The sequence below is a fragment of the Arthrobacter sp. LAR12-1-1.1 genome, from assembly GCF_040676555.1.
GTDB lineage: Bacteria > Actinomycetota > Actinomycetes > Actinomycetales > Micrococcaceae > Arthrobacter.
In genome coordinates, this window is record NZ_JBEGIG010000023.1 from 125711 (window position 1) to 151426 (window position 25716).

Annotated in this window: 19 protein-coding genes; 8 read left to right on the forward strand and 11 right to left on the reverse strand. The window is 67.2% G+C overall.

Annotated features, from left to right (window positions below; translation table 11 throughout):
- Positions 1 to 16: 16 nt before the first annotated feature.
- The 3 genes from MRBLAR12_RS13490 to MRBLAR12_RS13500 all read right to left on the reverse strand — a co-directional run bounded on the left by MRBLAR12_RS13490 (position 17) and on the right by MRBLAR12_RS13500 (position 4411).
- A complete protein-coding gene (locus MRBLAR12_RS13490) occupies positions 17 to 1387 on the reverse strand; it encodes an MFS transporter (protein WP_229991874.1) in 1371 nt (456 codons plus the stop codon).
- 376 nt (positions 1388 to 1763) lie between these two features.
- A complete protein-coding gene (locus tag MRBLAR12_RS13495; RefSeq protein ID WP_364746621.1) occupies positions 1764 to 2681 on the reverse strand; it encodes a LysR family transcriptional regulator in 918 nt (305 codons plus the stop codon).
- Positions 2682 to 2716: 35 nt separating this feature from the next.
- Positions 2717 to 4411, reverse strand: a complete 1695-nt coding sequence (locus tag MRBLAR12_RS13500) for a PucR family transcriptional regulator (protein WP_364746622.1) — start codon at positions 4409 to 4411, stop codon at positions 2717 to 2719.
- Positions 4412 to 4523: 112 nt separating this feature from the next.
- Between MRBLAR12_RS13500 and MRBLAR12_RS13505 the strand changes: the two genes are divergently transcribed.
- Positions 4524 to 6011 (forward strand): CoA-acylating methylmalonate-semialdehyde dehydrogenase, encoded by a 1488-nt coding sequence (locus tag MRBLAR12_RS13505; protein ID WP_364746623.1) that lies wholly within the window; start codon positions 4524 to 4526, stop codon positions 6009 to 6011.
- A gap of 27 nt (positions 6012 to 6038) precedes the next feature.
- A complete protein-coding gene (locus MRBLAR12_RS13510) occupies positions 6039 to 7412 on the forward strand; it encodes an aspartate aminotransferase family protein (RefSeq protein ID WP_364746625.1) in 1374 nt (457 codons plus the stop codon).
- Positions 7413 to 7500: 88 nt separating this feature from the next.
- On the opposite strand, the gene MRBLAR12_RS13515 is transcribed toward MRBLAR12_RS13510, so the two are convergent.
- From MRBLAR12_RS13515 to MRBLAR12_RS13525, 3 genes are all read right to left on the reverse strand, one after another.
- On the reverse strand, positions 7501 to 9525 hold the full coding sequence (locus MRBLAR12_RS13515) for a penicillin-binding transpeptidase domain-containing protein (RefSeq protein WP_364746626.1): 2025 nt from the start codon (positions 9523 to 9525) through the stop codon (positions 7501 to 7503).
- An 89-nt stretch (positions 9526 to 9614) separates the two neighbouring features.
- Positions 9615 to 10271 carry a response regulator gene (locus MRBLAR12_RS13520; RefSeq protein WP_229993536.1) on the reverse strand — a complete coding sequence of 219 codons (657 nt, stop codon included), beginning with the start codon at positions 10269 to 10271 and terminating at the stop codon, positions 9615 to 9617.
- The gene (locus MRBLAR12_RS13525; RefSeq protein WP_229993535.1) at positions 10268 to 11656 is read right to left on the reverse strand and encodes a sensor histidine kinase; all 1389 of its coding nucleotides are present in this window, start codon (positions 11654 to 11656) and stop codon (positions 10268 to 10270) included. Before MRBLAR12_RS13525 ends, MRBLAR12_RS13520 begins: the two co-directional genes overlap by 4 nt.
- A gap of 189 nt (positions 11657 to 11845) precedes the next feature.
- Between MRBLAR12_RS13525 and MRBLAR12_RS13530 the strand changes: the two genes are divergently transcribed.
- Positions 11846 to 12946, forward strand: a complete 1101-nt coding sequence (locus tag MRBLAR12_RS13530) for an ABC transporter permease (protein WP_229993534.1) — start codon at positions 11846 to 11848, stop codon at positions 12944 to 12946.
- A 45-nt stretch (positions 12947 to 12991) separates the two neighbouring features.
- A complete protein-coding gene (locus tag MRBLAR12_RS13535; RefSeq protein ID WP_229993533.1) occupies positions 12992 to 13774 on the forward strand; it encodes an ABC transporter ATP-binding protein in 783 nt (260 codons plus the stop codon).
- On the opposite strand, the gene MRBLAR12_RS13540 is transcribed toward MRBLAR12_RS13535, so the two are convergent.
- The 5 genes from MRBLAR12_RS13540 to MRBLAR12_RS13560 all read right to left on the reverse strand — a co-directional run bounded on the left by MRBLAR12_RS13540 (position 13771) and on the right by MRBLAR12_RS13560 (position 19908).
- Positions 13771 to 15219: a phytoene desaturase family protein gene (locus MRBLAR12_RS13540; RefSeq protein WP_229993532.1), complete on the reverse strand. Its 1449-nt coding sequence runs from the start codon at positions 15217 to 15219 to the stop codon at positions 13771 to 13773. The genes MRBLAR12_RS13535 and MRBLAR12_RS13540 overlap by 4 nt on opposite strands.
- Entirely contained in the window at positions 15216 to 16694 is a 1479-nt protein-coding gene (locus tag MRBLAR12_RS13545) for a glycosyltransferase family 87 protein (RefSeq protein WP_229993531.1), read from the reverse strand. The genes MRBLAR12_RS13540 and MRBLAR12_RS13545 overlap by 4 nt, the downstream gene beginning before the upstream one ends.
- Positions 16695 to 16965: 271 nt before the next feature.
- Complete coding sequence (locus MRBLAR12_RS13550; RefSeq protein WP_229993530.1) at positions 16966 to 17190, reverse strand: hypothetical protein; 225 nt, start codon at positions 17188 to 17190, stop codon at positions 16966 to 16968.
- A 654-nt stretch (positions 17191 to 17844) separates the two neighbouring features.
- Complete coding sequence (locus tag MRBLAR12_RS13555; RefSeq protein ID WP_091560715.1) at positions 17845 to 18429, reverse strand: histidine phosphatase family protein; 585 nt, start codon at positions 18427 to 18429, stop codon at positions 17845 to 17847.
- Complete coding sequence (locus MRBLAR12_RS13560; RefSeq protein WP_364746631.1) at positions 18430 to 19908, reverse strand: CCA tRNA nucleotidyltransferase; 1479 nt, start codon at positions 19906 to 19908, stop codon at positions 18430 to 18432.
- A gap of 171 nt (positions 19909 to 20079) precedes the next feature.
- On the opposite strand from MRBLAR12_RS13560, the gene MRBLAR12_RS13565 reads away from it, so the two are divergent.
- The 4 genes from MRBLAR12_RS13565 (at position 20080) to trxB (ending at position 25682) form a co-directional block, all read left to right on the forward strand.
- Positions 20080 to 20628: an NUDIX hydrolase gene (locus MRBLAR12_RS13565; RefSeq protein ID WP_229993528.1), complete on the forward strand. Its 549-nt coding sequence runs from the start codon at positions 20080 to 20082 to the stop codon at positions 20626 to 20628.
- A 62-nt stretch (positions 20629 to 20690) separates the two neighbouring features.
- Complete coding sequence (gene murJ, locus MRBLAR12_RS13570) at positions 20691 to 22739, forward strand: murein biosynthesis integral membrane protein MurJ (RefSeq protein WP_364746633.1); 2049 nt, start codon at positions 20691 to 20693, stop codon at positions 22737 to 22739.
- A 170-nt stretch (positions 22740 to 22909) separates the two neighbouring features.
- Entirely contained in the window at positions 22910 to 24466 is a 1557-nt protein-coding gene (locus MRBLAR12_RS13575) for an ABC transporter substrate-binding protein (protein ID WP_229993526.1), read from the forward strand.
- A gap of 259 nt (positions 24467 to 24725) precedes the next feature.
- The gene (trxB, locus tag MRBLAR12_RS13580) at positions 24726 to 25682 is read left to right on the forward strand and encodes a thioredoxin-disulfide reductase (RefSeq protein WP_229993525.1); all 957 of its coding nucleotides are present in this window, start codon (positions 24726 to 24728) and stop codon (positions 25680 to 25682) included.
- The last annotated feature ends 34 nt before the right edge of the window (positions 25683 to 25716 follow it).

Sequence of the window (25716 nt, forward strand, 5' to 3'; positions counted from 1 at the left end):
GGGTGGGGCGGCGGGCTTAGCCCATGCGGCCGCGCGTCTCGGGAACCTTGGTGAAGAGCACCAGCAGGAGCACGACGGCGGCGGCCGCGGCCATGTAGAAGCCGGGCGCGTGAGGCACTCCGGTGCCGCCGACCAGGGCGGTCCCGATGAACGGTGCTGTGCCGCCGAAGAGCGCGTAGGCGCCGTTGTAGCTGATTGCCGCCGACGTGAAGCGGGTGCGGGTGGTGAAGATTTCAACGAAGAAGGTGTAGCAGCCTCCGCCGTAGATGCAGAGCGCCACCACGAAGAGGGACTGGCCCAGGAGGGCAAGAGGGAGGCTTCCGCTGGTCACCAGCATGAAGCTCGGCACTGAAAGCAGGGCCAGCGCGGCTGAACCGGCAATGAGCATCGGTTTGCGGCCGAAGCGGTCGCCCAGCCGGCCACCGAAAGGAAGCAGGACGGCGTAGAGCGCGAGAGCGGCGGCGTTGACCAGGAGGGACTGTTCACGGCTCAGGTGGCCCGTGGTCTGGACATAGGAGACGAAATAGGCCGAGAGGAAGTAGAAGCCCATTGCGGTCAGGCCCATGACGAAGATGACCTGGACCATACGGAGCCGGTTTTCGCGGAAGGCTTCGCGGACCGGGCTGAATTCCTTGGTCCGGGCAGCCTTGGCCTCATTGAACGCATCGCTTTCCACCGTCCGGCTGCGGATCCAGACGCCGAACAGGGCGAGCGGCAGTGCCAGCAGGAACGGCAGGCGCCAGCCCCACGCCATGAAGGCCTCGTTGGGCATTGACTGGCTCAGGATGAGGATCATCGAACCGGCGACGACAGAGGGCAGCGCAGTGGCGGCGATGGTGATGTTGAGCCAGAACCCGCGGCGGCTGACCGGGGCGTGCTCGAAGACAAACGAGGGTGCTCCCACGGATTCGCCGCCGGCGGAGAAGCCCTGGATCAGCCGGCAGAGGACCAGCAACACCGGTGCCCAGGCGCCGATCTGGCCGTAGGTCGGCAGCAGCCCCATCAAGGCGGTGGCCCCGCCGATGGCGACGAGCGTGATGGTCAGGACCCGGCGGCGGCCGATCCGGTCGCCGAGCGCGCCGAAGAACAGGCCGCCGATGGGACGGACCACGAAGGCGACGCCGAAGGTGGCGAACGTGGCAAGCATGGCCGTGACCGGGTTGCTGCCGGGGAAAAACAGTTGGGAGAAGATGACGGCGGTGAGGCCGTAGAGCGTGAAATCGTAGAATTCGATGAACTGCCCGATGCTGCCGCCTGCGAGGACCCGCTTCTGCATCTTGGTGATGCCGAGAGGTCCGGACCGCGGAGCGTCCTTGTCCAGGGCCGGGGCGGACGGTGTGGTCTGGGAAGCGGACACCGGCTGGTCCTTGATGTCGTTGATCGTCATGACAGCCACGCTAGAGGCGCCGTGTTTCCGAAGTTCCCTGCCGTGTTACGGGCCCGGGAAATGAAATCTGCTGATGTTGCCGCTGTGTTGCCGGCAAGCCACGGTCCGGACATAAGTCGGACACCTGGGGCGTGAATCGGAACCATTGAATCTCCTTTGATCAACATGGTTGTCGCGCTTCGGGACTCGGCCAAGGGCCGTCATTGCGCGGGATTTGCCGTTGGACTCCCGCCGGCACCACCGCACTGGACCAACTTTGTGTGATCCGGTTCACATCTGTCCAATTGATTGTTTTGGCCAAATCAATCGATTTCATCGATGCCAATCGCTGCGGATTTTCGCAGTCACAGTCGGTGGGCACGGGGAATCCGCCGGGCTAGTGCCGGGCGGCACCGTAGAGCCGGATGCAGGTCTCCTCAAAGGCCAGTGCCCGGCGGGTGGGTTGCACTCCCTCGGGCCGGACCAGCATCACCTCGATTGGCGGGAAGTCATCCGTCAGGGTCAGGGCAACCACCCTGCCGCCGGAATACGTCATGTCGCTGTGGAGCCGCTGGTTCAGCATGGCGTAGCCGTGGCCCTTCGCCACAAACGAGCGCACCGTCTCATACCCGGCAAAGCGGTGCCGGACATTGGGAAGCACCCCCGCGATCGCGTACAGCTGCTCGTAGTATTCCCGGCTGTGCGGCAGATCCAGCACCACCGCGGGTTCGCCGTCGAGATCCTTCAGTGCGATGCTCCGCTCGGGCCGGGACGCCGCGGGGTGTTCAGCATGGACCAGCACATGAGGGGGCACGCGCTCGAGCACCGTGTGTGTGAAGCCCCGGCCCAGGCCGAGACCGTACATCAGCGCGACATCGCACTGCCCTTCGAGGAGGGCCGTCTGCAGGCTCGCCAGATCGGCTTCCAGGAAGGAGACCTCGACTCCCGGATGCTGAACTTCGAAGGTCTGCAGGATTGCCGGAAGCCTGAAGGGCGCCAGGGGCGAAAACACGCCCACTTTGAGCTCTCCGACCAGGCTTGTCGCAAGCCCGCGGGCTGACTCGTACAGCGAGTCCGCATGCTCCAGCAGCACCTTGATGTCCTGGGCCAGCTGCCGGCCGGACGGCGTCAGGCGCAGGCCGCGCGTCCTGAGCCGGACAAACAGCTGCGTCGACAAACTTGCTTCGAGCTGGGCCATGGCGGTGGACAGGGTGGACTGGGTCACGAGCAGCCTTTCGGCCGCCGCAGTCATGTTTTCGAGCTCGGCCACCACCGCGAAATACCGCAGCTGGGTCAAGGTAAAGGGCTTCGCCATTCGTCAATGCTCGCATTCTGCGCGGATCCGCGCGGTCACAGGCCCCGGAGCCGGTGCAGGAGTAGGGCGACGTGCAGCGACGTACGGGACTCCGCGTCGTCGAGGTCCACGCCGAGGAGCTCTTCAAGGCGGGCCAGCCGCGCGTACAGTGTCGGGCGGCTGAGATAGCCGGTGCGGGCCAGAGCCGCTTTGTTGCCGCCGGACTCGAGGTAGCGGCCCAGCAGCTCCAGCTGCCCGCCGCCGTCCCGGGCGTCGGCCTGCAGGACACCCTCCAGTTCTGACTCCGCGAACTGCTGCACCCGCGGATCCTTGCGCAGCAGGGCCAGCAGCCCCCGAAGCCGGACGTCCGTCGCCCGGTAGAACGGCTTCCGATCACCCCGCAGCGTCGCCGCGGTTTCGGCGACGTGGGCGGCTTCGTCAATGCCCGCCGCCGCTTCGAGCAAGGAACCCCTCAGGTGCCCCACGCCGATGCTCCATGTCGCCTCCGCCGGATTGCCGGCCCAGCCTCCGCCGGGCCGGGCTCCGCGGACGGGTGGGCCGGGTGGCGTGTCGCTGCCCGCGAGGGCATCGGCGAGACGCTGGAGGGTCGGGTCCTCCAATTGCTTCGCAGGAACGGCCAGGATCATGCCGACCGATCCGGACCGGATGCTCGCGGTCAAAGCGCTGCCTGACACGGTTTTGAGGGCCCGGGCGAGCTGCTCCAGCAGGGCACGTTCCTCCTGTTGCCCAGCCAGTGGATCGATTCCGGCTCCCGCTGCCCCTGCTGAGGGACCATAGGCTGCTCCGCCGCTCCGGAACACAATTGGCAGGTAGTGCGGCGACCGCCTGAGTCCCAGCGCCGCGGCGCGGGCCTGCGCCTCGTCCTCGCCCAGCCCGCGGGGCTGACGGAGGGCGTTGAGAAGCCCCGCCTGCGCCTGGTGGCTGAGCTCCCGCCGGTCCCGTTCGGCGAGCCGGTTGATCGCCAGGGTCTGGGCCGCGCGTTCCAGCACCATGGCCGCTGCGTCGTCGTCGTCGAGGGGGACCGGCACCACCAGCCGCCCCCAGACGTTTCCGCGCACGCCAACCGGCGTCTGCAGCCAGGCCTCGGGCCCGGTGCGGCCCGTCCCGGGCGGCGCCGGCGTGGTCCTGGACCGCCGCTCCCAGTCCTCCAGCAGTTCGATGGTCCGCAGCTGCCCGGCCGAGTAAGCGAGGACGAGGTGCGAGAGGTCCTCCAGGACCACCGGGGCGCCGATCATGGCGGCTGCCTGGTCCACCACCTGCCCGGTCCCTGCGCTTTCCAGGCTCAGCACCGTGAAGGCCTCGTGGACGTCGCGGGCGCGTTCCACCCGCTCCAGCTGTTCGGCGACGATGATCCGGTGCACGATTTCGGTGACCTGCACGAACCGCACGCGGCGCTCCACCACGATCACGGGCATGGCCGTGGCCAGCGCGGCCGCGCGCAGCGCATCCAAACTGGGCTTCCTGTCGCCGACGAGTTCAACAATCAGGCCGGACGCCGCCGCCTGCTCCAGGGACCTGATGAACGACGCCGTAAGCCCGGGTTCCTTTTCCAGCTCCAGTCCGGTGGTAAGCACCAGCTCCCCGCCAGACAGCAGCCCGGAAATGTCGAGCAATTCGCTCACGTGGACCCAGCGCACGGGGTTGTCGAGGGCCCCGGCGCCGCCGAGCAGGAGCGGCGCGGCCTCGCGGAGAACGGGAAGGTCAAGGATCGAGCCGACGGTGGGCAACATTTACACAGTGTAAACCAAGCTGTGATTCTCCTTACACACTGGCACTTATGGTGCCGTCTCCCGGTAGGGACACTGGACTCAACGCACCCCGAATACCGCATGAGGAGAAACCTTGAACATCATCGAGCACTGGATCAACGGCAGCTACGTTCCCGCCGGCGCGCGCACGGCCCCGGTGACCAACCCGGCCACGGGCAAGGTCACCGGCCAGGTTTCGCTCGCGAGCCAGGACGAGAGCCACGCCGCCATTGCCGCGGCTAAGGCCGCATTCCCCGCATGGCGCGACACCTCGATTGCCCGCCGCACCCAGATCCTCTTCGCCTTTCGCGAACTGCTCAACTCCCGCAAAGGCGAACTCGCCGCCATCATCACCTCCGAGCACGGAAAAGTCCTGGACGATGCCCTCGGGGAAGTCACCCGGGGCCAGGAAGTCGTCGAGTTCGCCTGCGGCATCCCCCATCTGCTCAAAGGCAGCTACACCGAGAACGCGTCCACCAACGTGGACGTCCACTCCATCCGCCAGGCCCTGGGTCCGGTCGCAGTCATCAGCCCGTTCAACTTCCCGGCCATGGTGCCGATGTGGTTCTTCCCGCTTGCCATCGCCGCCGGCAACACGGTCGTCGTCAAGCCCAGCGAAAAGGACCCCACGGCGGTGAACTGGATGGCCGAACTCTGGAAAGAAGCCGGCCTGCCGGACGGCGTGTTCAACGTCCTGCACGGCGACAAGGTGGCCGTCGACGCCTTGCTCAACCACCCGGACATCAAAGCCGTCTCCTTCGTCGGCTCCACCCCGATCGCCAAGTACGTCTATCAGACCGCGACGGCCAACGGAAAGCGCGTCCAGTCCCTTGGCGGAGCCAAGAACCACATGATCGTGCTGCCCGACGCCGATCTGGACTTGGCCGCCGACGCCGCCATCAATGCCGGATTCGGATCGGCGGGCGAACGTTGCATGGCCATCTCTGCCCTGCTCGCGGTGGGCGAAATCGCCGATGAACTGGTGGACAAGATTGCCCAGCGTGCGGCTTCCCTGCGCACCGGCGACGGGCTGCGCGGCTGCGACATGGGCCCGCTGGTGACGGCCCAGCACCGGGACAAGGTTGCCGGCTACATTGATGCCGGCGAAGCTGCCGGTGCCCAACTCGTCGTCGACGGCCGCAACATCGCCGCCGACGCGGAAGGTGACGGCTTCTTCGTCGGACCCACGCTTTTCGACAAGGTGACTCCGGACATGTCCATCTATCAGGACGAGATCTTTGGACCGGTCCTGTCCGTGCTCCGCGTTGACAGCTACGACGAGGCGCTCGAGATGATCAACGGCAACCCATACGGCAACGGCACCGCCATCTTCACCAACGACGGCGGCGCGGCGCGGCGCTTCGAGAACGAAGTGGAGGTGGGCATGGTGGGCATCAACGTCCCCGTTCCGGTCCCCATGGCCTACTACTCCTTCGGCGGCTGGAAGAACTCGCTGTTCGGGGATACCCACGCCCACGGCACCGAGGGCGTCGGTTTCTTCACCCGCGGCAAGGCCGTCACCTCCCGCTGGCTGGATCCAAGCCACGGCGGCATCAACCTCGGCTTCCCGCAGAACGCCTAAGCCACCCGTATCCGAAAGGCAGCTGTCATGACCTCGACCCTTGAAAACGAAACCCTCCCGCAGCAGGAGGCCGCCGAGGGCGCCCGCCGCGCCTACGAACTGGACCGCAAGCACGTCTTCCACTCCTGGTCCGCCCAGGACCTCATCGACCCCATGGTCATCTCCGCGGCCGAGGGCTCCCACGTCTGGGACGGCGACGGCAACGAGTACCTGGACTTCTCCTCGCAGCTGGTCAACACCAATATCGGCCACCAGCACCCCGCCGTCGTATCCGCCATCGCAGCACAGGCCACCAAGCTGTGCACGATTGCCCCGAGTTACGTCAACGACGCGCGCTCCGAAGCTGCACGCCTGATTGCCGGGCGCACGCCCGGCGGACTGGACAAGATCTTCTTCACCAACGGCGGGGCGGACGCCAACGAGCACGCCATCCGCATGGCCCGTCTGCACACGGGCCGCCACAAGGTGCTCTCCGCCTACCGTTCGTACCACGGCGGCACCCAGCTGGCCATCAACGTCACCGGCGACCCCCGGCGCTGGCCCAGCGACACCGCCAGCACCGGCACCGTCCACTTCTTCCCGCCGTACCTGTACCGCACCGCCTTCCACTCCACCACCGAGGAGGAGGAAAGCCAGCGCGCCCTCGAACACCTGGAACAGCTGATCAGCTTCGAAGGCCCCTCCACCATCGCCGCCCTCATCCTGGAAAGCATCCCGGGCACGGCCGGGATCTACGTGCCGCCCCCGGGATACTTGCAGGGCGTCCGCGAGCTCTGCACCCGGCACGGCATCATCTTCATCGCCGACGAAGTCATGTCCGGCTTCGGCCGCACCGGAACCTGGTTCGCCGTCGAGCACTTCGACGTCGTTCCGGACCTGCTGACCTTCGCCAAGGGCGTGAATTCCGGCTATGTTCCGATGGGCGGGGTGGCAATCAGCCCGGAGATCGCAGCCACGTTCGGCAAGCGTGTCTACCCCGGCGGCCTGACCTATTCGGGCCACCCGCTCGCGGCGGCTGCCGCCGTGGCGACCATCAACGCGATGGAGAACGAACAGATCGTCCAGCACGCGGCAGCCCTCGGCGAGACGGTGATCGGACCGGCCCTCCGTGGATTCACCGAGCGCCACCGCTCCGTTGGTGAAGTCCGCGGCAAGGGCGTCTTCTGGGCGATCGAACTCGTCAAGGACCGGAAGACCCGCGAGCCCATGGCCCCGTACGGCGGCTCAAGCCCGGAAATGAACCAGCTGGTGGCGGCCTGCAAGTCCCGCGGGCTGCTCCCGTTCGCGAACTTCAACCGAATCCATGTTGTCCCGCCGTGCAACACCAGCGTGGAAGACACCCAAAAGGGCTTGGCCGTACTGGACGCCGTGTTGGACATTGCGGACGGCTTCGCCGCCTGAGGCGCTCCCGCACTATTGACACCCGAACGACGGATGCTCCCCCGCACAACAACGCGGGGGAGCATCCACCATTTTCCGGTCCGGCGTCTCAGCTGGCCCGGGTGAGGAACTCCTTGAGCAGCGGTCCGGACGTGGTGGCTCCAAGGCCGCCGTCCTCCACGAACACGGCGACGGCGAGGTCACCGTGCGCCGCCACGATCCAGGCGTGGGTCTTGGGCGGGGTGTCGTTGCCGAACTCAGCCGTTCCGGTCTTCGCGCCGACGGGCTCGCCCGGGACGGCGGCCAGGAACCCGGCATGCCCGCTGGTCACGACGGCACGCATCATGTCAGCCAACGCCGCGGCTTCCGCTGCCGTTACCGGCGTTTCGGCCGCCGTAGCCGGTGCCGCGGCCGACGCCGACGCCGACGCGTCACCGGAGGGCGGGGCGGCAGGCGCCGTGCCTGTTCCGGTGCCGGCAGTGGGCGTGCTCTCGGCGCCCGGTGAAGTGACGCCCTCATTCGGATTCAAGACCAGCTGGGCGGCCACCGGGGCTCCCTTGGCTACCGAGCCGGCCATGATGGCGGCGGCCAGCGGGGACAGGAGCACTTTGCCTTGGCCGATCATGGAGGCGGCGTGTTCGGTTCCTGCGGCTTCCCCGGGGACGGAGCCGAGGAACGCTGCGGCGCCGAGCGCGGGCGCTTCGACTGCCACGCCCAGCGAGGTCGCGGCAGATTCGAGTTGCGCCTGGCTGACGGTGTCGCGGGCGTTGATGAAGGCGGTGTTGCAGGAGTGCGCAAAGGCGTCGCGCAGCGTCACGGAGCCCAGGGAGGACTCGGGGTATCCCTCGGCGTTCTTGAAGGTGCGGCCGTCCACCGTGAGGGTTGCCGGGCAGTCCACCTTGGAATCGGGGGTCATCCCGTTGCGGAACATGGCCAGGGAATCGACCATCTTGAAGATCGATCCGGGGGCATACTGTCCCAGCATTGCGGTGTCGTAGCCGTTGCTGCCCGGCCCGGACGCGGCGGCCAGGACGGCGCCGCTGGAGGGCCGGAGCGCCACGATGGCCGACGCAGGGCCGACCTTGCCGAGCACGTCTTCCGCGAGTTGCTGCAGCTTCGGGTCCAGGGTGGTTTTCAGCGGGGTTCCGGGTTTGATGCCGGTCTCGAACAGCACCCGCCTCGGGTCGGGAGACGCCGCCTGGATTTCCGCGGTGGTGAGTCCGGCTTTCTGTGCCCGGATCACGATCCCGTCGGTTCCGCGCAGCTGCGCGTCGTACTGCTGCTGCAGGCCCCCGGCGCCGGCGGTGTCCCCGGGCTTGAGCGCGCCGCCGGACTTCTCGATTTGCTCCGCGTTCGCCTCGGAGACTGTACCCAGAAGTGCCCGCGCAAACGTGCGGGTGGGTGCCAGCGGCAGGCTGTCCGGGACGGCGCGGCCGCCGGGGATGGCGGAGATCTGCTCGTCGGTGATGGTCCGGGAACCGTCCTCGCGGAAGGTGATGGCCGGGACGAAGGCGTCCGGACCGGCCGCCGCGACCTGCTGGGCGTAGGCTGCCGGGTCCACGCCGACCAGTTGGGCAAGCTTGGTGGCGGAGTCGGAGGGGTCCGCGCCGCCGAGCGCTGGCTTGTCGATGCCAACGTTGACAACGGGCCGGTACGTGACCAGCGGGGCCCCGCCGGCGCCCAGGATGGAGGCCCTCTGCGGCGTCTGGGTGGCCCGGGTGATGATCTCCCCGTCAGCGAGGTCGGGAACCAGCATGGCCGGCTTCCACACCGTGAGCCACTTGTCCCCGGATTTCTTCAGCTGTGCGGAAACGGTGTATTTCCATTCCTCCGCGCCGACTTTCCAGGTGTAGTTCAGCGGAAACGTGGCCGTGTCCGACTCGAAGGTCAGCTGGCCGGCCTGCACGGCTGGTTTGTCCGGGTCCAGTCCCTGGAAAATTTCCTTGAGCTGGTCGTTGGCGGCGCCCGACTCCTTCCCCTCGAAGGCGACGGATCCGACGTCGAGCGCGGACACCGCGCTGGCGAGCTGCTGGGCGGCGCCTTCCGCGCCGTCCCGGCCGTCTCCGCAGGCGACCAGCGAGGCGCCAAGAACCAGACCCACAAGGGCCAGTGCAAGTTTTGATGAGTTCCCCATTGCGACATTATGCCCCGGACCACTGACAACCCCCGTGTCACAAAGCGGCGGCACGTGACACAGGCACGGACTTCCCGTGCCCGGAACGCCTAGGGCCGCCGGATGATCCTGCGCTGCGCGGCAACGGCGATCGCGGCAGTGCGGTTGTCCACGCCGAGCTTGCCGTAGATATGCACCAGATGGGTCTTGACCGTGGCCTCGGAAATGAACAGCTGCTTCGCGATGGCCCGGTTTCCCATCCCGGTGGCCAGCAGTTCGAGCAACTGGATCTCGCGGACGGACAGGGCCGGCTCCGGGTTCCTGATCCGGCCCATCAGCCTGGCCGCGACCTCGGGCGCCAGCGCCGTACCGCCGGCCGCGGCGGAGAGCACCGCCTGGCGGATCTGCTCCGGCGGGGCATCCTTGAGCATGTAGCCGCTGGCGCCGGCCTCGACGGCAGCGAGGATGTCGGCGTCGGAGTCAAAGGTGGTGAGGATGAGCACCGGAGGCGCCGGCTGCCCGGCCTCTCCCGCTTTGATCCGGCCGGTCGCGGTGACGCCGTCCATTCCCGCGCCCATCTGCAGGTCCATGAGCACCACGTCCGCAGGCTCGCCCAGGGTATGGAGCTTGGCCAGTCCGGCCAGGGCGGCGCCGCCGTCGGCCGCCTCGGCCACCACTGTGATGCCCTGCAGATCACCCAGCATCGCCCGCAGCCCGGCCCGGACCACCGGGTGGTCGTCCACCAGGAACACCCGGATGTTGTTCATTGCCGGTCCCCGCTGGCTTGCGCCGGCACGGCATTGGAACCGGGCGCGGTGCCGGGCTCGTCGCCCAGTGGCAGCCGGATGGCCACCACGGTCCCCTCACCCGGGGCAGACTCGATGTCCAGCTGGCCGTGGAGGGCGGCCACACGTTCCCGCAGCGACGTCAGCCCATAACCGGAACCGTCCGGACGGGCCGGCAAGGCGGCGGGGTCGAACCCGGTGCCGTCGTCGTAGATGTCCATGGCCACTTCCGGGCCCAGGAAGGAAAGGGTGACGACGGCGGTGCTCGCCTGCGCGTGAATCCGGACGTTGGCCAGGCTCGCCTGTGCGGCCCGGAGCAGGGCGGTCTGGTGGGCCGCGGGGAGTTCCACGGGCACGCCTTCGACGTCGAGGCGGCAGCGCAGCCCGGTACCGCGCGCGGCGGTCTCCGCTTCGGTCTTTTCACACAGCCGGAGGAGGCCGGCCACGAGGGAGCCGTCCTCGAGGTCGGGGGACTGGAGCGCCCGGACGAAGTTGCGGGCCTCTGCAAGATTCGCGGCGGCCGTGTCCCGGACGATGCGGAGCCTTTCCCGTGCCACGGCGGGTTCGCCGTCGTCCAGGGCTTTCTCGGCCGCGCGCCCCATCAGCACAATGCTGGACAGGCCCTGGGCGAGGGTGTCATGGATTTCGCGGGCCAGCCGGGTGCGCTCGGCCAGGGTGCCGGCATTGTGCTGGGTTCGGGCGAGTTCGGCACGGGTGCGGCGGAGCTCTTCGGCCGCCAGCCGCTGGTTTTCCGCCTCCAGGAACAGCGCCCGGTAGGCCAGCCCTGTGACCACAGCGAAGGCTGCGCCGAACGCGGGCCCGAGCACCATGGGCAGCTCCGGCGGTGCGATACCGCCGTTGTGGAACCAGAGCGCCCCAATGACAAAAAGGGTGCTGAGTGCGATCGCGGGCAGCGCCAGCCGGCGCCGGAGCACGTGCAACTCCAGGAAGAACAGCGGGAAGGCCAGCCAGACGAAGTCGGCGCTGGTCCAGATCAGCAGCAGCCACAGGACGCTGACGCCGCCCAGCCACCAGGCCGAGTAGGGCCGCGGATCGAACCGGGTCCTGTGGGCTGCATGCCTTTTCTCCAGAACGGTGCCAGCGAGGTAGAAGGCGGCGAGCAGCAGGGCCAGCAGCAGGGTGACCCAGCCCTGACCCGTGATTCCGCCGGCCACGAGCCGGACCAGCGCCACCAGGAGAAGTACCGCGAAGCCGACGTGAAGGCTCACGCGAAGGACGCGCAGAATGACGGCCGCCCCGGTGGGCTCCGTGCCCGCGTGCCCCGTGGCCCCGTGGGGTGTGCCAGCGTGTCGTGTGCCCTCGTGTCCAATGCCCTCGTGGACCGTGTTGCCGGCGTTGCCCTCCATGCTTCCAGCGTAGTGCCGGCGGGGCAGGGGCAACTGCGGAAATCGGCCCGCCACCGGCGGAATCAACCTTTTGGTTGATCGCAGGGCAGTCCTTGCGGTGCCCGCGATCCAACCGGGCGGCCGATGCCCCTGGGACTGGCGGAGGGAAGGCTGGAAGCAACGCCACAAACGTCACGAAAAAGGACAACCATGTATCTCGCCATCCGCGATATCCGCTTTGCCAAGGGCCGGTTCGCCCTGATGGGCGCGGTCGTCGCGCTCATCACCCTCCTGCTCGTCATGCTTTCCGGGCTGACGGCCGGACTCGGCAACCAGTCGACGTCGGCCCTTGCTGCCCTCCCGGCCGACCAACTGGTCTTCGGCGCCCCGGCAGGGAGCACGCCCAAGGCCTCGTTCACGGAATCCGAAGTCTCGCGCGCCCAACAGTCGCAGTGGTCGGCACGCGACGGCGTCGCCCGGGCCGATGCCTTAGGGATCAGCCAGAGCCGCTTCCAGGCCCTCGGCGACGGAGGCGTCCCGGCACGCACGGCAAGCGTTGCGGTCTTCGGCACCGAGACCGGCACGCCACTGGCCCCCGCCCCGCTGACAGAGGGAACCATCGCTGTCGGAGCGGGACTGGCGAAGGACCTGGAGCTCAGCACCGGCAGCCGCGTCTCGGTGGGCGGCACCGGCCTCGTTGTGACGGCCGTGGTTCCGGAGCAGTGGTATTCACACACCGGAGTCGTGTGGACCACGTTGGCCGATTGGCAGAAGCTGGCACACCTGCCGGACGCGGGCGCCGCGACGGTGCTGGCCGTGACCTTTGACTCCACGGCCGGACCCGGGGTGGATACCGATGCCGCCAATGCAGCCGCGGGAACCGTCAGCACCACCGTCGACGGATCTTTCCAGGCCCTCGGCTCCTACAAGAGCGAGAACGGCTCGCTGCTGCTCATGCAGGCATTCCTCTATGGCATCTCGGCCCTCGTGATTGTCGCCTTCCTGACGGTCTGGACGGTCCAACGCACCCGGGACATCGCCGTTCTGAAGGCACTCGGCGGGTCCGCCCGCTACATCCTCCGGGACGCCATGGCGCAGGCAGCCGTGGTCCTGCTGGCCGGCGCCGCGGCAGGCGGGCTGGCCGGCGTGGCCGGCGGGGTCCTCGCGTCCCAGGCGGCGCCGTTCCTCATCACGCCCTGGACAACGCTGCTGCCCATCGCCGGGATCGTGCTCCTGGGCCTGGCCGGGGCAGCCCTCGCGGTCCGCAGCGTTGCGCGCGTCGATCCGCTGATCGCCCTCGGCGGCAACTGACCGGCCCCAGGCCCGGTCCCGTATATTCTTCGAAAGGCATATCTCGTGAATTCCGCACTGAACAAGTCCATCGTAAACAAGTCCGCCCTGAACAACGCTGCCCTGAACCTTGTCAACGTCACCCTGGAGTACCCGGACGGAGACGGCACCCTCAAAGCCCTGGACGACGTGAGCCTCAAAGTTCACCCCGGGGAGTTTGTGTCCCTCATCGGCCCGTCGGGGTCCGGAAAGTCGTCCCTGCTGGCCGTCGCCGCCACCCTCGTCCGGCCCTCCGCCGGCCTGGTGGTGATCGACGGCCAGGACGCCGGCGGACTCCCCGACGCCGGGCGCACCGCACTGCGCCGGGACAAGATCGGGATCATCTTCCAGCAGCCCAACCTCCTGCCCTCCCTCACGGCGATGGAGCAGCTGGTGATCACCCAGCGTCTGCGCGGCGGGGCCGCCCGCGCGGCCGGGGAACGCGCGGCCGGTCTGCTGGACCTCGTGGGTCTCGGCCACGCCTTGGCCAAGCGGCCCCACCAGCTCTCCGGCGGGCAGCGGCAGCGTGTCAACATTGCCCGGGCACTCATGGGAAATCCTGCCGTGCTGCTCGTGGACGAGCCGACGGCGGCTCTTGACCACCACCGCAGCGAGGCGATCGTCCGGTTGCTGCGGCAGGTCACGGACGAATTCAGCGTGGCAACCGTCATGGTCACCCACGACACCGACTTCGTCCCGATCACTGACGCCGTGGCGAGCATGCGCGACGGACGGCTGTCCTCCATGGTGGCGACGCCGGCCGCGTCGGCGGCGGCGGACACGGGCTTCGGGGCCCCGCGGTTGGGTTAGGGGACCCGGTTCCCGAGGTCAGGTACGCCGAGCCCGAACATGTCCTGGAGGGCATACCTGGCGGCGTGGAAGCCGGGCATCCCGGTGACGCCGGGACCCGGCGGGGTGGACGAGGAACACAGGTACACGCCGGGCAGCGGCGTCCGCCATGGAACGGGGCTCAGCACCGGGCGCCGCAGTATGCCCCAAAGGTCCATGCGGCCGGCGCCGAAGTCCCCGCCGACGTAGTTCTCGTCGTACGCCGCCAGCCCGGCGGCCGTCGTCACCTTGAACTGGACCACCAGGTCCCGGAAGCCGGGTGCGAAGCGCTCCAGTTGCGCCATGACCGCGTCGCTCATATCCACGGCAGAGCCGGCCGGAACATGGCAATAGGTCCACAGGATGTGCCGGCCGGCCGGGGCGCGGCCGGCATCGAAACGCGAGGGCTGGGAGACCAGTACGTAGGGCCGGTCCGGATGCCGTCCCGATGCCACCTGGCGCTCCGCTTCGGCGGTTTCCGCCCTGGTGCCGCCTACGTGCACAGTCCCGGCATCGGCGAGGCTGGCCGCCGCCCACGGCACCGGTCCGGAGAGGATGAAGTCGACCTTGCAGACCGCGTTCCCGAAGCGGAAGGACGCCAGGGCGCTCCGGTAGCGTGCCGGGAGCCTGCCCTCCGCCAGGTGAAGCAGCGCGGGGGCCGCCACATCCAGCAGGGTGGCCCGGGCCGGCGGCAGCTCCGCGAGTGAAGCGATCCGCCTCCCGGTCTCGATCACGCCGCCATGGGCTTCGATATCGGCGGTCAGCGCCCGGGCAATCGCGGCCGATCCGCCGCGCGGAACAGGCCAGCCGCCGGCATGCGCCAGGGCGCCCAGCATGAGGCCGGCGCCGGCCGAGGTGACCGAGGGCAGGGGCGCCACGGTATGCGCGGCGACCCCGCTCAGCAGTGCGGGAGCCAGGTCCTGACTGAACCTCGCATTCCACAGCGGCGAGCCCTGTTCGAGCGCCCGGAGACCGAATGCAGCGGCTGCCAGAGGATCTCCCGGAATCCGCAGCAGCTGGTTCAGGGTCAGGTCTGCGACTCCCTCCACCCGCCGCACCAGGGGCTCCATAAGCCGGCGGTAGGCGGCGCCGTCCCGCCCGAGTTCCGCAACAGTGCGGTCCAGGGAGCGGTAGGCCAGCGCCGCACGGCCGCCGTCGAGCGGGGATCCGTACGAGAGCTCCGGCACTTCCAGGGGCACGCGCCGGGCCAGCTCGAACCGGCGGAAGAAAGGTGAGGCCAGAATCATGGGGTGCACGGCTGAACAGACGTCGTGGAAGTGGCCCGGTTCCATCAGTTCGGCGGTGCGGAGTCCGCCGCCGGGGGTGGCAGCCGCCTCGAACACGTGGACTTTGAGTCCGGCCCGCGCCATGGTCGCCGCCGCGGCCAGCCCGTTGGGGCCGGAGCCGACGACGGCGACGTCAGTCATGGGCGGTGGCCTTCCGCCACGGCACTCTTCCGCCACGGCACTACGGACGCCGCAGGCCGGCGGAGATCAATCCGCAGCCAGTCCGGGGCACCGTCGAAGGGGCCGCCATGCGGATCATCGATCCGGTGCCCGCGGATCACGTCGTGGGACGGATCCCAGATGTCCCAGGCGACGCGCGCCATCAGGTAGGCGGTGGCGAGCATGTGGGCCACCACTGCCAGGACGTAGTAGGGCATATCGATGTTGTGCTGGGTCGAACCGCCGCTGGTCGCCTGCCCGAGGTACATCCAGACGGCGCCCCAGTGCAGTGCTTCGATGGCCTGCCAGATGAGGAAGTCACGCCAGCGGGGCCGGGCGAGGGCGATGAGGGGGATCAGCCACAGCACGAACTGGGGCGAGTACACCTTGTTGGTCAGGATGAATGCGGCCACGATCAGGAAGACCAACTGCGCGATCCTCGGGCGCCGGGGTGCTGTCAGTGCGAGGACCGCAATCAGGATGCAGGCCAGGAGGAACAGGTCCAGTGCGAGGGAGTTGATGGCTTCGGCCTGAAGCGGGTTCAAGCCCAGCCGGCCAGCCACCAGGTTGTAGGCGAACCAGGGTGAGCTGTAGCCCGCCGGCCGCTCCTGCGTGAACTGGTAGAAGTACTTCCAGCCGTCCGGATTTGCCGCGGCTGCCGGGACATTGACCGCCAGCCAGGCCGCGGTTGCGGCACCAGCGGTGATCAGGAGCGCCCGGATGCGCCCGCTCCGGAGCGCCAGCAGCAGGACGGCACCGAGGATCAACAGGGGGTATAGCTTGGTGGCCGTGCCCAGGCCGATGAAGATTCCGGCGAGGACCAGCTTGTTTCGCGAAAAGAAGTACATCCCAAGAGCCAGCATGCACACGGCCCACATGTCCCAGTTAATGACGCCGGCGAGGACGATGCCCGGGGCGAGGGCAACCATCGCCGCGTCCCAGGACCGCCGCCGGTCCGTCCGTGCCGTGGCCAGCACGGTGATAATCCAGACCGCGGCGATCAGGGTGGCATTGACGTCGAAGTAGCCAAGGACACGGGGGTCTCCGGTGCCGGCACCGGGCACCAGAAGTGCCGTGGCGCCCGCGATGAGCCCCATCAGCACGGGGTACTCAAAGAGGCTTCCCTGGGTGATGAAGGGGAAGGCGCCATCGCCGAGGCCGCGGTTGCGGAACAGTTCCGGAAAGTCCGAGTAGCACGTGGCGTAGAACTGCCCGGGCGTTTCCCAGCCGTTGGTGCGGCAGAAGTTCTTGAGCAGAATCCCGGCCAGGGCGGCGAGGACTGTGAGGATCACCAGAACACGCTCCACCGTGAAGAATCCTGGCGAAACGATCCCGGGCGCCGAGCGCTGGCCCAACGGACCACCTACCAGTTCCGTGAAGTTTCGGAGAAAAGGGTCGCTGCGGCTCGGGATGACCAATCGGACCCGTTTGCGCTCCGGCGGCTTTGTCTCCTGCATGCCCTCGAGCTTACCGGGGGCCGTTGCCCCACGCCGCGCTGCGGAGTTCCTGGCACGTCGGATCGCCCGCCCCACGGCAACGGGGGAGACGAACGGGGCTTAAAAGAAGGAGCCCGCGCGTCGCCGCACGGGCTCCTCTGGGATCGGTTCCGATGTCAGTCACAGGTTCTCCTTCGCTGCGAACAGTCCTGCCGGTAACGGGCTTCGTGCCTGCACGGGATTGGTCCATGCACCAGTGGCGGAAGTGTCCGGCAGTCAGCAGATCAGGGGTTCAGCGAATCAGGCCGGCCTGATACATGGCGAGGAAGGTTTCGTTTCGTCTTTGGTCCAGGAGTTGGCCGTTGAAGCGGGTTGACTCCCTGTGCGCCAGTTTCCTGAACAGGACCGTATAGAGCTTGTTCATCATGGTTTTTACCTCCCCTCGGTGGCTGGATCGGTGCGTCTTGGCGGCGGGTACGGCGGTGCGATGGGTTGAAGCGGTGGTTGCGGTAGCCACGGGGTCCTTTCATTGGTGGGGGATTTGCAGACCGGTTCGGTGCGACTTAGTGGGGAATGGCCGGGTGAAACGGACGGCATATTTTGGGCACGGCAAATAAAGCCATAGGTGCGATGAATTCGAACAGCCGATTCCGGGCGCGACAATTAGGCGCGAAATTCTAGGGCTCTAAATTAAGCCGGAATTCCGGATACGGGGAATTTATTCGATGGAGAGTGGCCCCAGGACGCAGCAGCGCTGAAACCCCAACAAGAAGCTGGGTTCCGAACTATGGGGAGGCTGCGCAACCGCGTGGTTCCGCGTGTTCAGGCTGCTGTCACCAGGCGTTCCGTTGAGGAAGCCGGCTGCCGCCCGTCCCAGCTTGCATTACCTGGGACGGGAAAGCGGTCAGGAAACAGTCAGTCCGACATTTGGGCGCGGCTCAGCGAACGAGGCCGGGGTGGCGGTGGTGCAGTACATCCATCCGCTAGTCAAAGTAATCATCATTTCCCCAACCTCCTTTTCTGTCCTGCCGTGGCTCCGGCTGACTGGCCGGGCGACGTGCGCCGTGACCCCGGCAAGTCGCTCTGGGGTCAGAAATAAAAATACACTATGAATGCGGCAGTTGCCTACCGAATTCATAAACTTTCTTTGACTTTGTTTTAAAAACCGGTTTTAGAGTCCCCAGCGCACGATTGCCGGTGTCTTCTTATCCCATCCCAGCGTGCAGACTTTGGCCGTCCCCAACACGAAATGCCGGCCCTCGCGGGGGTCGAGTCCAAGCCACCGGGCGGTCAGGATGCGGGAGAAATGTCCGTGCGCGACGATCAGCACATTGTCCAGGCCCGATTCCAGTACCCGCGCCACGATCTTGTCCGCACGGGCGGCGACGTCGTCGAGCGCCTCACCGTTGGGCACGCCGTGCGTCCAGATCAGGTATTCCGGGTTGTCCTTGCGGATGAGGTCTGAGCTGATGCCCTCATAGTCGCCGTAGTCCCATTCCACCGCCAGCGGTTCCAGCTGGGCGTCGGGGTAGCCGGCGAGCTCGGCGGTCCGGCGGGCGCGGCGCAGGGGCGAGGTCAGCACGAGGTCGAAGTCGACAGTCTCGAGCACCCTGCGCGCCTCCACGGCCTGCTGCTCGCCTTCGACCGTGAGGGGCATGTCGGTGAGCCCGGTGTACTGCCCGCTCTTGGACCACTCTGTTTCGCCGTGCCGCAGGATCCACAGTTGGGGGCGGGGGCCGTTGGATGGTGCAGTCACTTAGGACTCCTCAGTGGTGGAAAGTTCGGCGCCGGCGGGCGCCGCCTCGGGCTGGGCCGCCCACCAGTCCCGCAAGCGGGATTCGGCGACGGCGGGATCGAGCGGACCGTGCTCCATGCGTTCTTCGAGCAGAAATTTGTAGGCGCGGCCCACCATGGGACCGGGCTTGAGACCGAGCAGGGCCATGATCTGGCCGCCGTCAAGGTCCGGGCGGACGGCGTCGAGGGATTCCTGCTCCCGCAGGGCCGCGATCCTGTCCTCGAGGTCGTCGTAGGCGAAGGACAGCCTGTCCGCCTTGCGCTGGTTCCGGGTGGTGACGTCGGAGCGGGTGAGCCGGTGCAGACGCTCCAGGAGGGGCCCGGCGTCGGTGATGTAGCGGCGGACCGCGGAATCGCTCCAGCCGGCCTCACCGTAACCGTAGAAGCGCATGTGCAGCTCCACGAGCCTGGCCACGGCCTTGATGGTGTCGTTGTCGAAGCGGAGCGCCTTCATGCGTTTCGCGGTCAGCTTGGCGCCCACCATGTCGTGGTGGCGGAAGCTCACCGCACCGCCCGGTTCAAAGCGCCGCGTGGCCGGCTTGCCGACGTCGTGCATCAGCGCCGCGAACCGCAAAACAAAGTCCGGGCCGGGAACCGGGCCGTCCGCCTTCGATTCCAGGGCGGCGGCCTGTTCCAGGACCTGGAGCGAGTGCTGGTATACGTCCTTGTGGCGGTGGTGTTCATCGGATTCGAGTCGCAGGGCCGAGACTTCAGGCAGCACCAGGTCCGCGAGTCCGGTATCGACCAGCAGGTCCACGCCGGCCCGCGGCTGCGCGGCGCATATGAGCTTGATCAGTTCATCGCGCACACGTTCGGCCGAGATGATGCTGATCCGTTCCGCCATCCGGACCATCGCCTCGCGGACTTCGGCGTGCACCGACACCCCCAGTTGGGCCGCGAACCTCGCCGCGCGCATCATGCGCAGGGGGTCATCGGAGAAGGACGTTTCCGGCGGTCCCGGCGTGTTGAGGATCGAGGCGTGCAGGTCGCGGACGCCGCCGAAAGGATCGACGAGCTCCAGCATGGGCAGCCGCAGTGCCATGGCGTTGATCGTGAAGTCCCGCCGCAGCAGGTCATCCGTGAGGGATGTTCCGAAGGCCACTATCGGCTTGCGGGACTCCGGATCGTAGGCGTCGGCCCGGTACGTGGTGATTTCGATCTGGAACTCGCCCTTGCGCATCCCGATGGTGCCGAAGGCGCGCCCGATCTCCCAGTAGTTATCCGCCCACTTCTTGATCAGGGCAACGGTCTGGTCCGGCGTGGCGTCAGTGGTGAAGTCGAGGTCGGGCGAGATCCGGCCAAGAAACAGGTCACGGACGGGCCCGCCCACGAGGGACAGCTCGTGGCCGGCGTCGACGAAGCGCTGCCCGAGCTCCAGAACCACCGGATCCACCTGGAAAGAAACGGTGTGGGAGTCAGTCTTGTGATGTGCGTGCGCCATAGTTACTTAAGCTTGTCAGAAAACCGCGCCAGCACCACACCGGAACCCACGAGGATCCGGCCGGTTCGTCACGATTGCGTACGAACTGCTGCGGGCCGACTTTCCCGGCCGTCCACTTTAGGGCCATGTTTAGGTCATCAACAGCGGGCAAGAGTCGTTAGAGTGGACCTCATGGCCCATCCCGTACCGAGCGCTCCCGGCAGGAGGACAAACGCACCGTTGCCGTCGGCAATAGGTGCCAATGTCGCGCCTGTCCAGCACACGGGCCACGCTTCCCTGCCCACCGTGGAGGAAATCTCCGCCGGGGGCGTCGTGGTGGACATGTCCGACTCCGACCTGCGGGTAGCGATCATCGCGCGCCTCAACCGCGGCGGCCGTCTAGAGTGGTGCCTGCCGAAAGGGCACCCGGAAGGCAAGGAAAGCAACGAGGAAGCTGCCGTCCGCGAGATCGCCGAGGAAACCGGGATCGAAGGCCGGATCCTGGCACCGCTGGGAAGCATCGACTACTGGTTCACCGTTAGCGGGCACCGCGTCCATAAGACCGTGCACCACTACTTGTTGCGGGCCACGGGCGGAGAACTCACCATCGAGAACGATCCGGACAAGGAAGCAGTCGACGTCGCGTGGGTTCCTATCCAGGAGCTGGCCCGCAAGCTGTCCTTCCCGAATGAGCGCCGCATCGCGGATCTGGCCAAGGAAGTCCTCCCGGAAGACCGCTAAGGGCCGCAGGAGCGGCCGGTCCCGGCCACCGATAGCGACTAATGCCCCGCACGGGTGAGACGATGAAGACGATGTCATCTGCCAAACCCGCCCCCGTACCCTCCGGCCCCGCCGATTCCAAAGCTGTCCAGTCCGGTGAAGCCCGTTCCAGCGCCATCATGGCCGCCGGAACCCTCGTTTCGCGTTTCCTGGGCTTCGCCAAGACTTGGATGCTGGCGGCCGCCCTGGGCTTGGGCTCCTCCGTCAATGACACGTTCATCAACGCCAACAACCTCCCCAACCTGATCTTCCTGCTGGTGGCGGGCGGGGTGTTCAATGCTGTTCTGGTACCGCAGATCATCAAGGCCAGCAAGGCGCCGGACAAGGGTGCGGATTACATCAGCCGGCTGCTGACGCTGGCGGTCCTGGTACTGCTGGTGCTCACACTGCTGGTCACGCTGCTGGCGCCTACGGTCATTCAACTGACCACCCAGGGCTACTCGCCGCAACAGAAGGCCCTCGCGGTGTCGTTCGCGTTCTGGTGCCTTCCGCAGATTTTCTTCTACGGCCTGTACGCCCTGCTGACCCAGGTCCTGAACGCCCACGGGGCCTTCGGGCCCGCGATGTGGGCGCCGATCGTCAACAACGTCGTGGCGATCGCCGGGCTGGGCATGTTCATCGCCATCATGGGCGCCAATGCCGCCAATCCCCACACGATCGACAACTGGGGGTCCGCCCAGACCATTCTCGTGGCCGGGTTCTCCACGAGCGGCGTCGTCGCCCAGACTGCCGTCCTGCTCATTCCCGTGTTTAGGCTCCGGCTGGGGCTGCGGCCGCGCTTCGGCTGGCGCGGCGTCGGGCTGGGCCATGCCGCAAAGCTGAGCGTCTGGACCCTGGCGACGGCCGCCGTGGGGCAGCTGGCATTCCTTTACGTCATGCGCATCGCCACGATCCCGGGCGCGGAACGGGCGCGCCTCCAACAAGCGGGGGACCCCGCGGCGGCCACCATTCCGGGCAACGCAGTGCTGGAGGTGGCCAGCCAGCTGTACCTGCTCCCGCACTCCATCATTGCCCTGTCCCTGGCCACCGTGCTGTTCAACCGGATGACCCGGGCATCGCAGGACGGCGACCGGGCCGGGCTGCGCAGCGCGCTCTCCCACGGGCTGCGGACCATGGCCGTGGCCACCGTCTTCGGCGCGCTGGCGCTCTTCGCGCTGGCCGGGCCGCTGGGCATGTTCTTCTCCGGCAACGTGCGCCAGGACGGCGTCATGCTGGCCCAGACCCTCACCATCCTGGCCCTCAGCACCCCGTTCATGAGCGCCAACTTCATGATGTCGAGGGTGTTCTACGCCAACGAGGACGCCCGGACGCCGTTCTTCATCCAGCTGGTCCTGGCGCTGGTCAACGTGGCGGCCGCGTTCGCGATCCAGTTCCTGCCGTTCGACCAGATCATCTTCGCCATCGCCATCCTCTACACCGGCGGCAATATCCTCTCCGTGATCGTCAGCGCGATCTTCCTGCGCCGGCTCCTGGGCCACCTGGACGGACCCCGCATCGCAAGCTCCTACATCCGTATGGGCTACGCGGCCCTGGGTTCGGCTCTGGCCGGAGCCGTGGCGCTGTGGATGCTGGGCAGCTACAACCCGGACGGCTACGCCTGGAGCGACCGGATCGCCGCTCTGGTGACGATCGTCGTCGTCGGTCCCGTCATGCTGGCCGCCTACTTCGTGCTGCTGAAGCTCTTCCGGGTGACCGAGCTGCAGGATCTCCTGCAGCCGCTGCTGGGGCGGCTCCGGCGCCGCGCCCCCGAGCCGCAGGCAAGTGGCGCACCGGAGGTGCGAAGGGCGCCGGAGCGGGCCACCACCTCGGTGGATACAGGCCTGATTCCGCGAATTTCCGGCGGGTTCGACGCCGAGTCGTTCCGAGCAGGCCCCGACATCCGGGAAGAGGACTCGTTCCCTTACGGGCGTCCGTCCGGTCCGGAGGGCGGATATCTGCCGGCCGAGGACCTCCCCAGCACCGCGCAGGGCGGTCTGGGCCGGGGCGATGTTCCCTTGCCGGGCCGGCGGACCTACCAGGGCCCGGCCGGTCACAACCCCTATTTCCCGTTTAGTCGGAAAAAGAAAAAATGAGCCGGCCCCGTTTCGAACCGCCGTGCTCACGCGGCCCGGACAGAGCATCGGCTAGGATCGAAGACTAACAAGGGAAGTTGCGGACCAGCGGTCAACCGGCTTACCGGAGGGCACACGGTCGCTCTCAGAGTGACCACGTCGGCAGGTCCCGGACAGTCTAGGAGGAGCCCGTGTCCCACCCGATCGATGTCGGATCAGTACTCGGTGGCCGCTACAAGGTCACTGCCACCGTACTGACCTCACATGACCAGGATCTGGTGCTGGACGGTGTGGACCAGGTGCTCAACCGTCCCGTGAGTATCCTTGTCGCCGGCCCGGGCAACGCCGATCAGGTGGCCCAGAGTGCCCGTGAAGTGGCCACGGGCGAACGTCCCGGCAGTGTGCAGATCCTTGACCTCGGCGTCAGCGATTCCACCACGTATCTGATCACCAACCACACCTCGGCCGCGGACCTTCTGGATCTTGTGGTGTCGTCCAACCCGCCGTACGTGGAACCTTTCTTCACGGACACCCTGGGCAGCGAAATCTTTGGGCAGGCCCGCTCCCACGAACCCGAAACCTACGACGGACTCTACGACGACGAGGAAGTCGACGCCGGGTACATCAACTATGGGCAGACCCAGGCCGCAGCCGGACACCCGCCGGTTTCCCCCGCGGCACCTCCCGCCGGAGTACCGTCCCGGCCGACGTCGGCGCCCGCCGCCGCGACTGGCGCTGCTGCGGCAGCCGGGGCTGCAGCAGCAGCCGCCAGGGCCCCCAAAGCCCCCACAACCGCACCGCAAGAGACCGCGGCACATACGACGGCGCCGCAGCCCGCCCAGGGCGGCACGGCGTCCCGCCAGACCGACCCGGCAGCGCAGCAGCCGGCAACCGCCGCTGCACCTAAAGTTTCCTTGTGGTCCGACGACGACTACACCGGCGATGACCAGCGTGGTGCCGAGCACCACGGCGGCGCCGCAGCGGCCGCCGGACTGGCCGGAGCCGGTTTCGACACTGCGGATCGGGCTCCGGGCAACTTCCCCGCCTCCGCCCGTGCCGCCATCGACGAGGATGAGTACGAGTACGAAGACGAGCCCAGCCGGGAACCGCGCTCCATGCGCTGGCTGGTGGGCGGGCTCCTGGCTGCCGTATTGGTGGTGGGCCTCATCTTCGCGGTCACCAACCTTGGCAGCCTCTTTAAGAGCAGCCCGCAGACCACCGCCGCACCGTCCGCGTCGTCCAGCACGCCGGAACAGTCCACGGGGCAACCGTCGTCGACCGCCAGCGAGGCACCGGCCGCCGGGCCGCCCGTCATCGAGGACGTGACGCGAGTCGGCAACTTCGATTTCGCCGGAAATTACGACACCGACCTCGCCAAGACGTTTGACGGGAACGGCGCGAGCTTCTGGTCCGACATGGAATTCGCCACGGAGGACTGGGGCGGACTTGCCTCCGAGGTCCCGCTCGTCGTCAAGCTGAAGGACCCCTCCAAAGTCTCTTCCGTCACCCTGAGCCAGCTCGGCGCCTCGGGCGGCAGCATCAGCGTCTTCACCAATGACAGCCCGTCCCTGGACGGCGCGAAGCAGATTGGCAGCAACAGCTTTACGTCGCCGGACCTCACGATGCCTCTGTCCGAACCTGTTACGGCGCAATACGTGATCGTGTCCATCAAGACGCTTCCCAAGCTGGCCGCTCCCAAGACCCGCTACGGGTACGGCCTGCGCCTTGCCGAGATCAAGGTACAGTAGCGGACCCTGGGCAGTAGCGGACCCTGGGCAGTAGCCGACCCTTGGCAATAAGGGGCCCTGGGCGGTAAGGGGCCCTGTGTAGTTGCGGCCCTGTAATCCGGGGCCGCCTCCGGCCCCGGCCGCGGCAAACCGGTACCCTGAGTAATGGTGTTGCTTCGTGACGCCCATTTCGGCCGGAATATTCAATGCCCGGCAATAGTTGTGCCATGTGGCCGGCCATCGAGGCGGGCGCTCGACAAAGGAAGAGGTTCACCGTTCAGTGAGCAACGCAGAAAACACTGCCTCCGAAGTACGTGATGTCATCATCGTCGGCTCCGGCCCGGCGGGCTACACCGCAGCGGTGTACACGGCGCGCGCGAACTTGAAGCCGCTGCTCCTGGCAGGCTCGGTCACGGCCGGCGGCGAACTGATGAACACCACGGACGTAGAGAACTACCCTGGGTTCCCGGACGGCATCATGGGCCCGGACCTCATGGAGAACTTCGAGAAGCAGGCCGCGCGCTTCGGCACGGAGATCCAGTTCGAAGACGTCACCGAGATGGACCTCGACGGCGACGTCAAGACCGTCACCATCGGCACAGGGGAGACGTTCAAGGCCCGGTCCATCATTCTTTCCACCGGCTCGGCCTACCGTGAGCTCGGCCTGCCGAACGAGAAGCGGCTTTCAGGCCACGGTGTCAGCTGGTGTGCAACCTGCGACGGTTTCTTCTTCAAGGATCAGGACATCGCAGTAATCGGCGGCGGCGACTCCGCCATGGAGGAGGCCCTGTTCCTCACCAAGTTCGCCAAGTCCGTCACCGTTGTGCACCGCCGCGATACTCTCCGCGCTTCAAAGATCATGGCCGACCGCGCCTTGGCCCACGAGAAGATCAACTTCGTGTGGAACAGCGGCGTGGAGGACGTTTTGGGTCAGGACAAAGTCACCGGATTGCGGTTGAAGAACCTGCTTGACGGCGCGGAATCCGAACTGGCCGTGACCGGAGTGTTCGTTGCAATCGGCAATGATCCTCGCACCGATCTGGTCAAGGGCAAGCTCGAACTGACCGCAGAGGGAACCATCGCGGTGGACGGCCGCACGTCAAAGACCAGCGTCCAGGGTGTTTTCGCCGCCGGCGACGTGATCGATCCGACATACCGCCAGGCGATCACCGCATCCGGTTCCGGTTGTGTGGCCGCCCTCGACGTAGAGCACTACCTCGCAGATTTCCACGCCTAAACGGCGCGCAGCAACCAACGGAAGAGAGACAAAG

What these genes read in the sequence shown, in the direction of transcription:
- MRBLAR12_RS13490 (WP_229991874.1), bottom strand. Translation starts at nt 1,387, where the DNA reads ATGACGATCAACGACATCAAGGACCAGCCGGTGTCCGCTTCCCAGACC.
- MRBLAR12_RS13495 (WP_364746621.1), bottom strand. Translation starts at nt 2,681, where the DNA reads ATGGCGAAGCCCTTTACCTTGACCCAGCTGCGGTATTTCGCGGTGGTG.
- MRBLAR12_RS13500 (WP_364746622.1), bottom strand. Translation starts at nt 4,411, where the DNA reads ATGTTGCCCACCGTCGGCTCGATCCTTGACCTTCCCGTTCTCCGCGAG.
- MRBLAR12_RS13510 (WP_364746625.1), top strand. Translation starts at nt 6,039, where the DNA reads ATGACCTCGACCCTTGAAAACGAAACCCTCCCGCAGCAGGAGGCCGCC.
- MRBLAR12_RS13515 (WP_364746626.1), bottom strand. Translation starts at nt 9,525, where the DNA reads ATGGGGAACTCATCAAAACTTGCACTGGCCCTTGTGGGTCTGGTTCTT.
- MRBLAR12_RS13520 (WP_229993536.1), bottom strand. Translation starts at nt 10,271, where the DNA reads ATGAACAACATCCGGGTGTTCCTGGTGGACGACCACCCGGTGGTCCGG.
- MRBLAR12_RS13525 (WP_229993535.1), bottom strand. Translation starts at nt 11,656, where the DNA reads ATGGAGGGCAACGCCGGCAACACGGTCCACGAGGGCATTGGACACGAG.
- MRBLAR12_RS13530 (WP_229993534.1), top strand. Translation starts at nt 11,846, where the DNA reads ATGTATCTCGCCATCCGCGATATCCGCTTTGCCAAGGGCCGGTTCGCC.
- MRBLAR12_RS13540 (WP_229993532.1), bottom strand. Translation starts at nt 15,219, where the DNA reads ATGACTGACGTCGCCGTCGTCGGCTCCGGCCCCAACGGGCTGGCCGCG.
- MRBLAR12_RS13545 (WP_229993531.1), bottom strand. Translation starts at nt 16,694, where the DNA reads ATGCAGGAGACAAAGCCGCCGGAGCGCAAACGGGTCCGATTGGTCATC.
- MRBLAR12_RS13560 (WP_364746631.1), bottom strand. Translation starts at nt 19,908, where the DNA reads ATGGCGCACGCACATCACAAGACTGACTCCCACACCGTTTCTTTCCAG.
- MRBLAR12_RS13565 (WP_229993528.1), top strand. Translation starts at nt 20,080, where the DNA reads ATGGCCCATCCCGTACCGAGCGCTCCCGGCAGGAGGACAAACGCACCG.
- murJ (WP_364746633.1), top strand. Translation starts at nt 20,691, where the DNA reads ATGAAGACGATGTCATCTGCCAAACCCGCCCCCGTACCCTCCGGCCCC.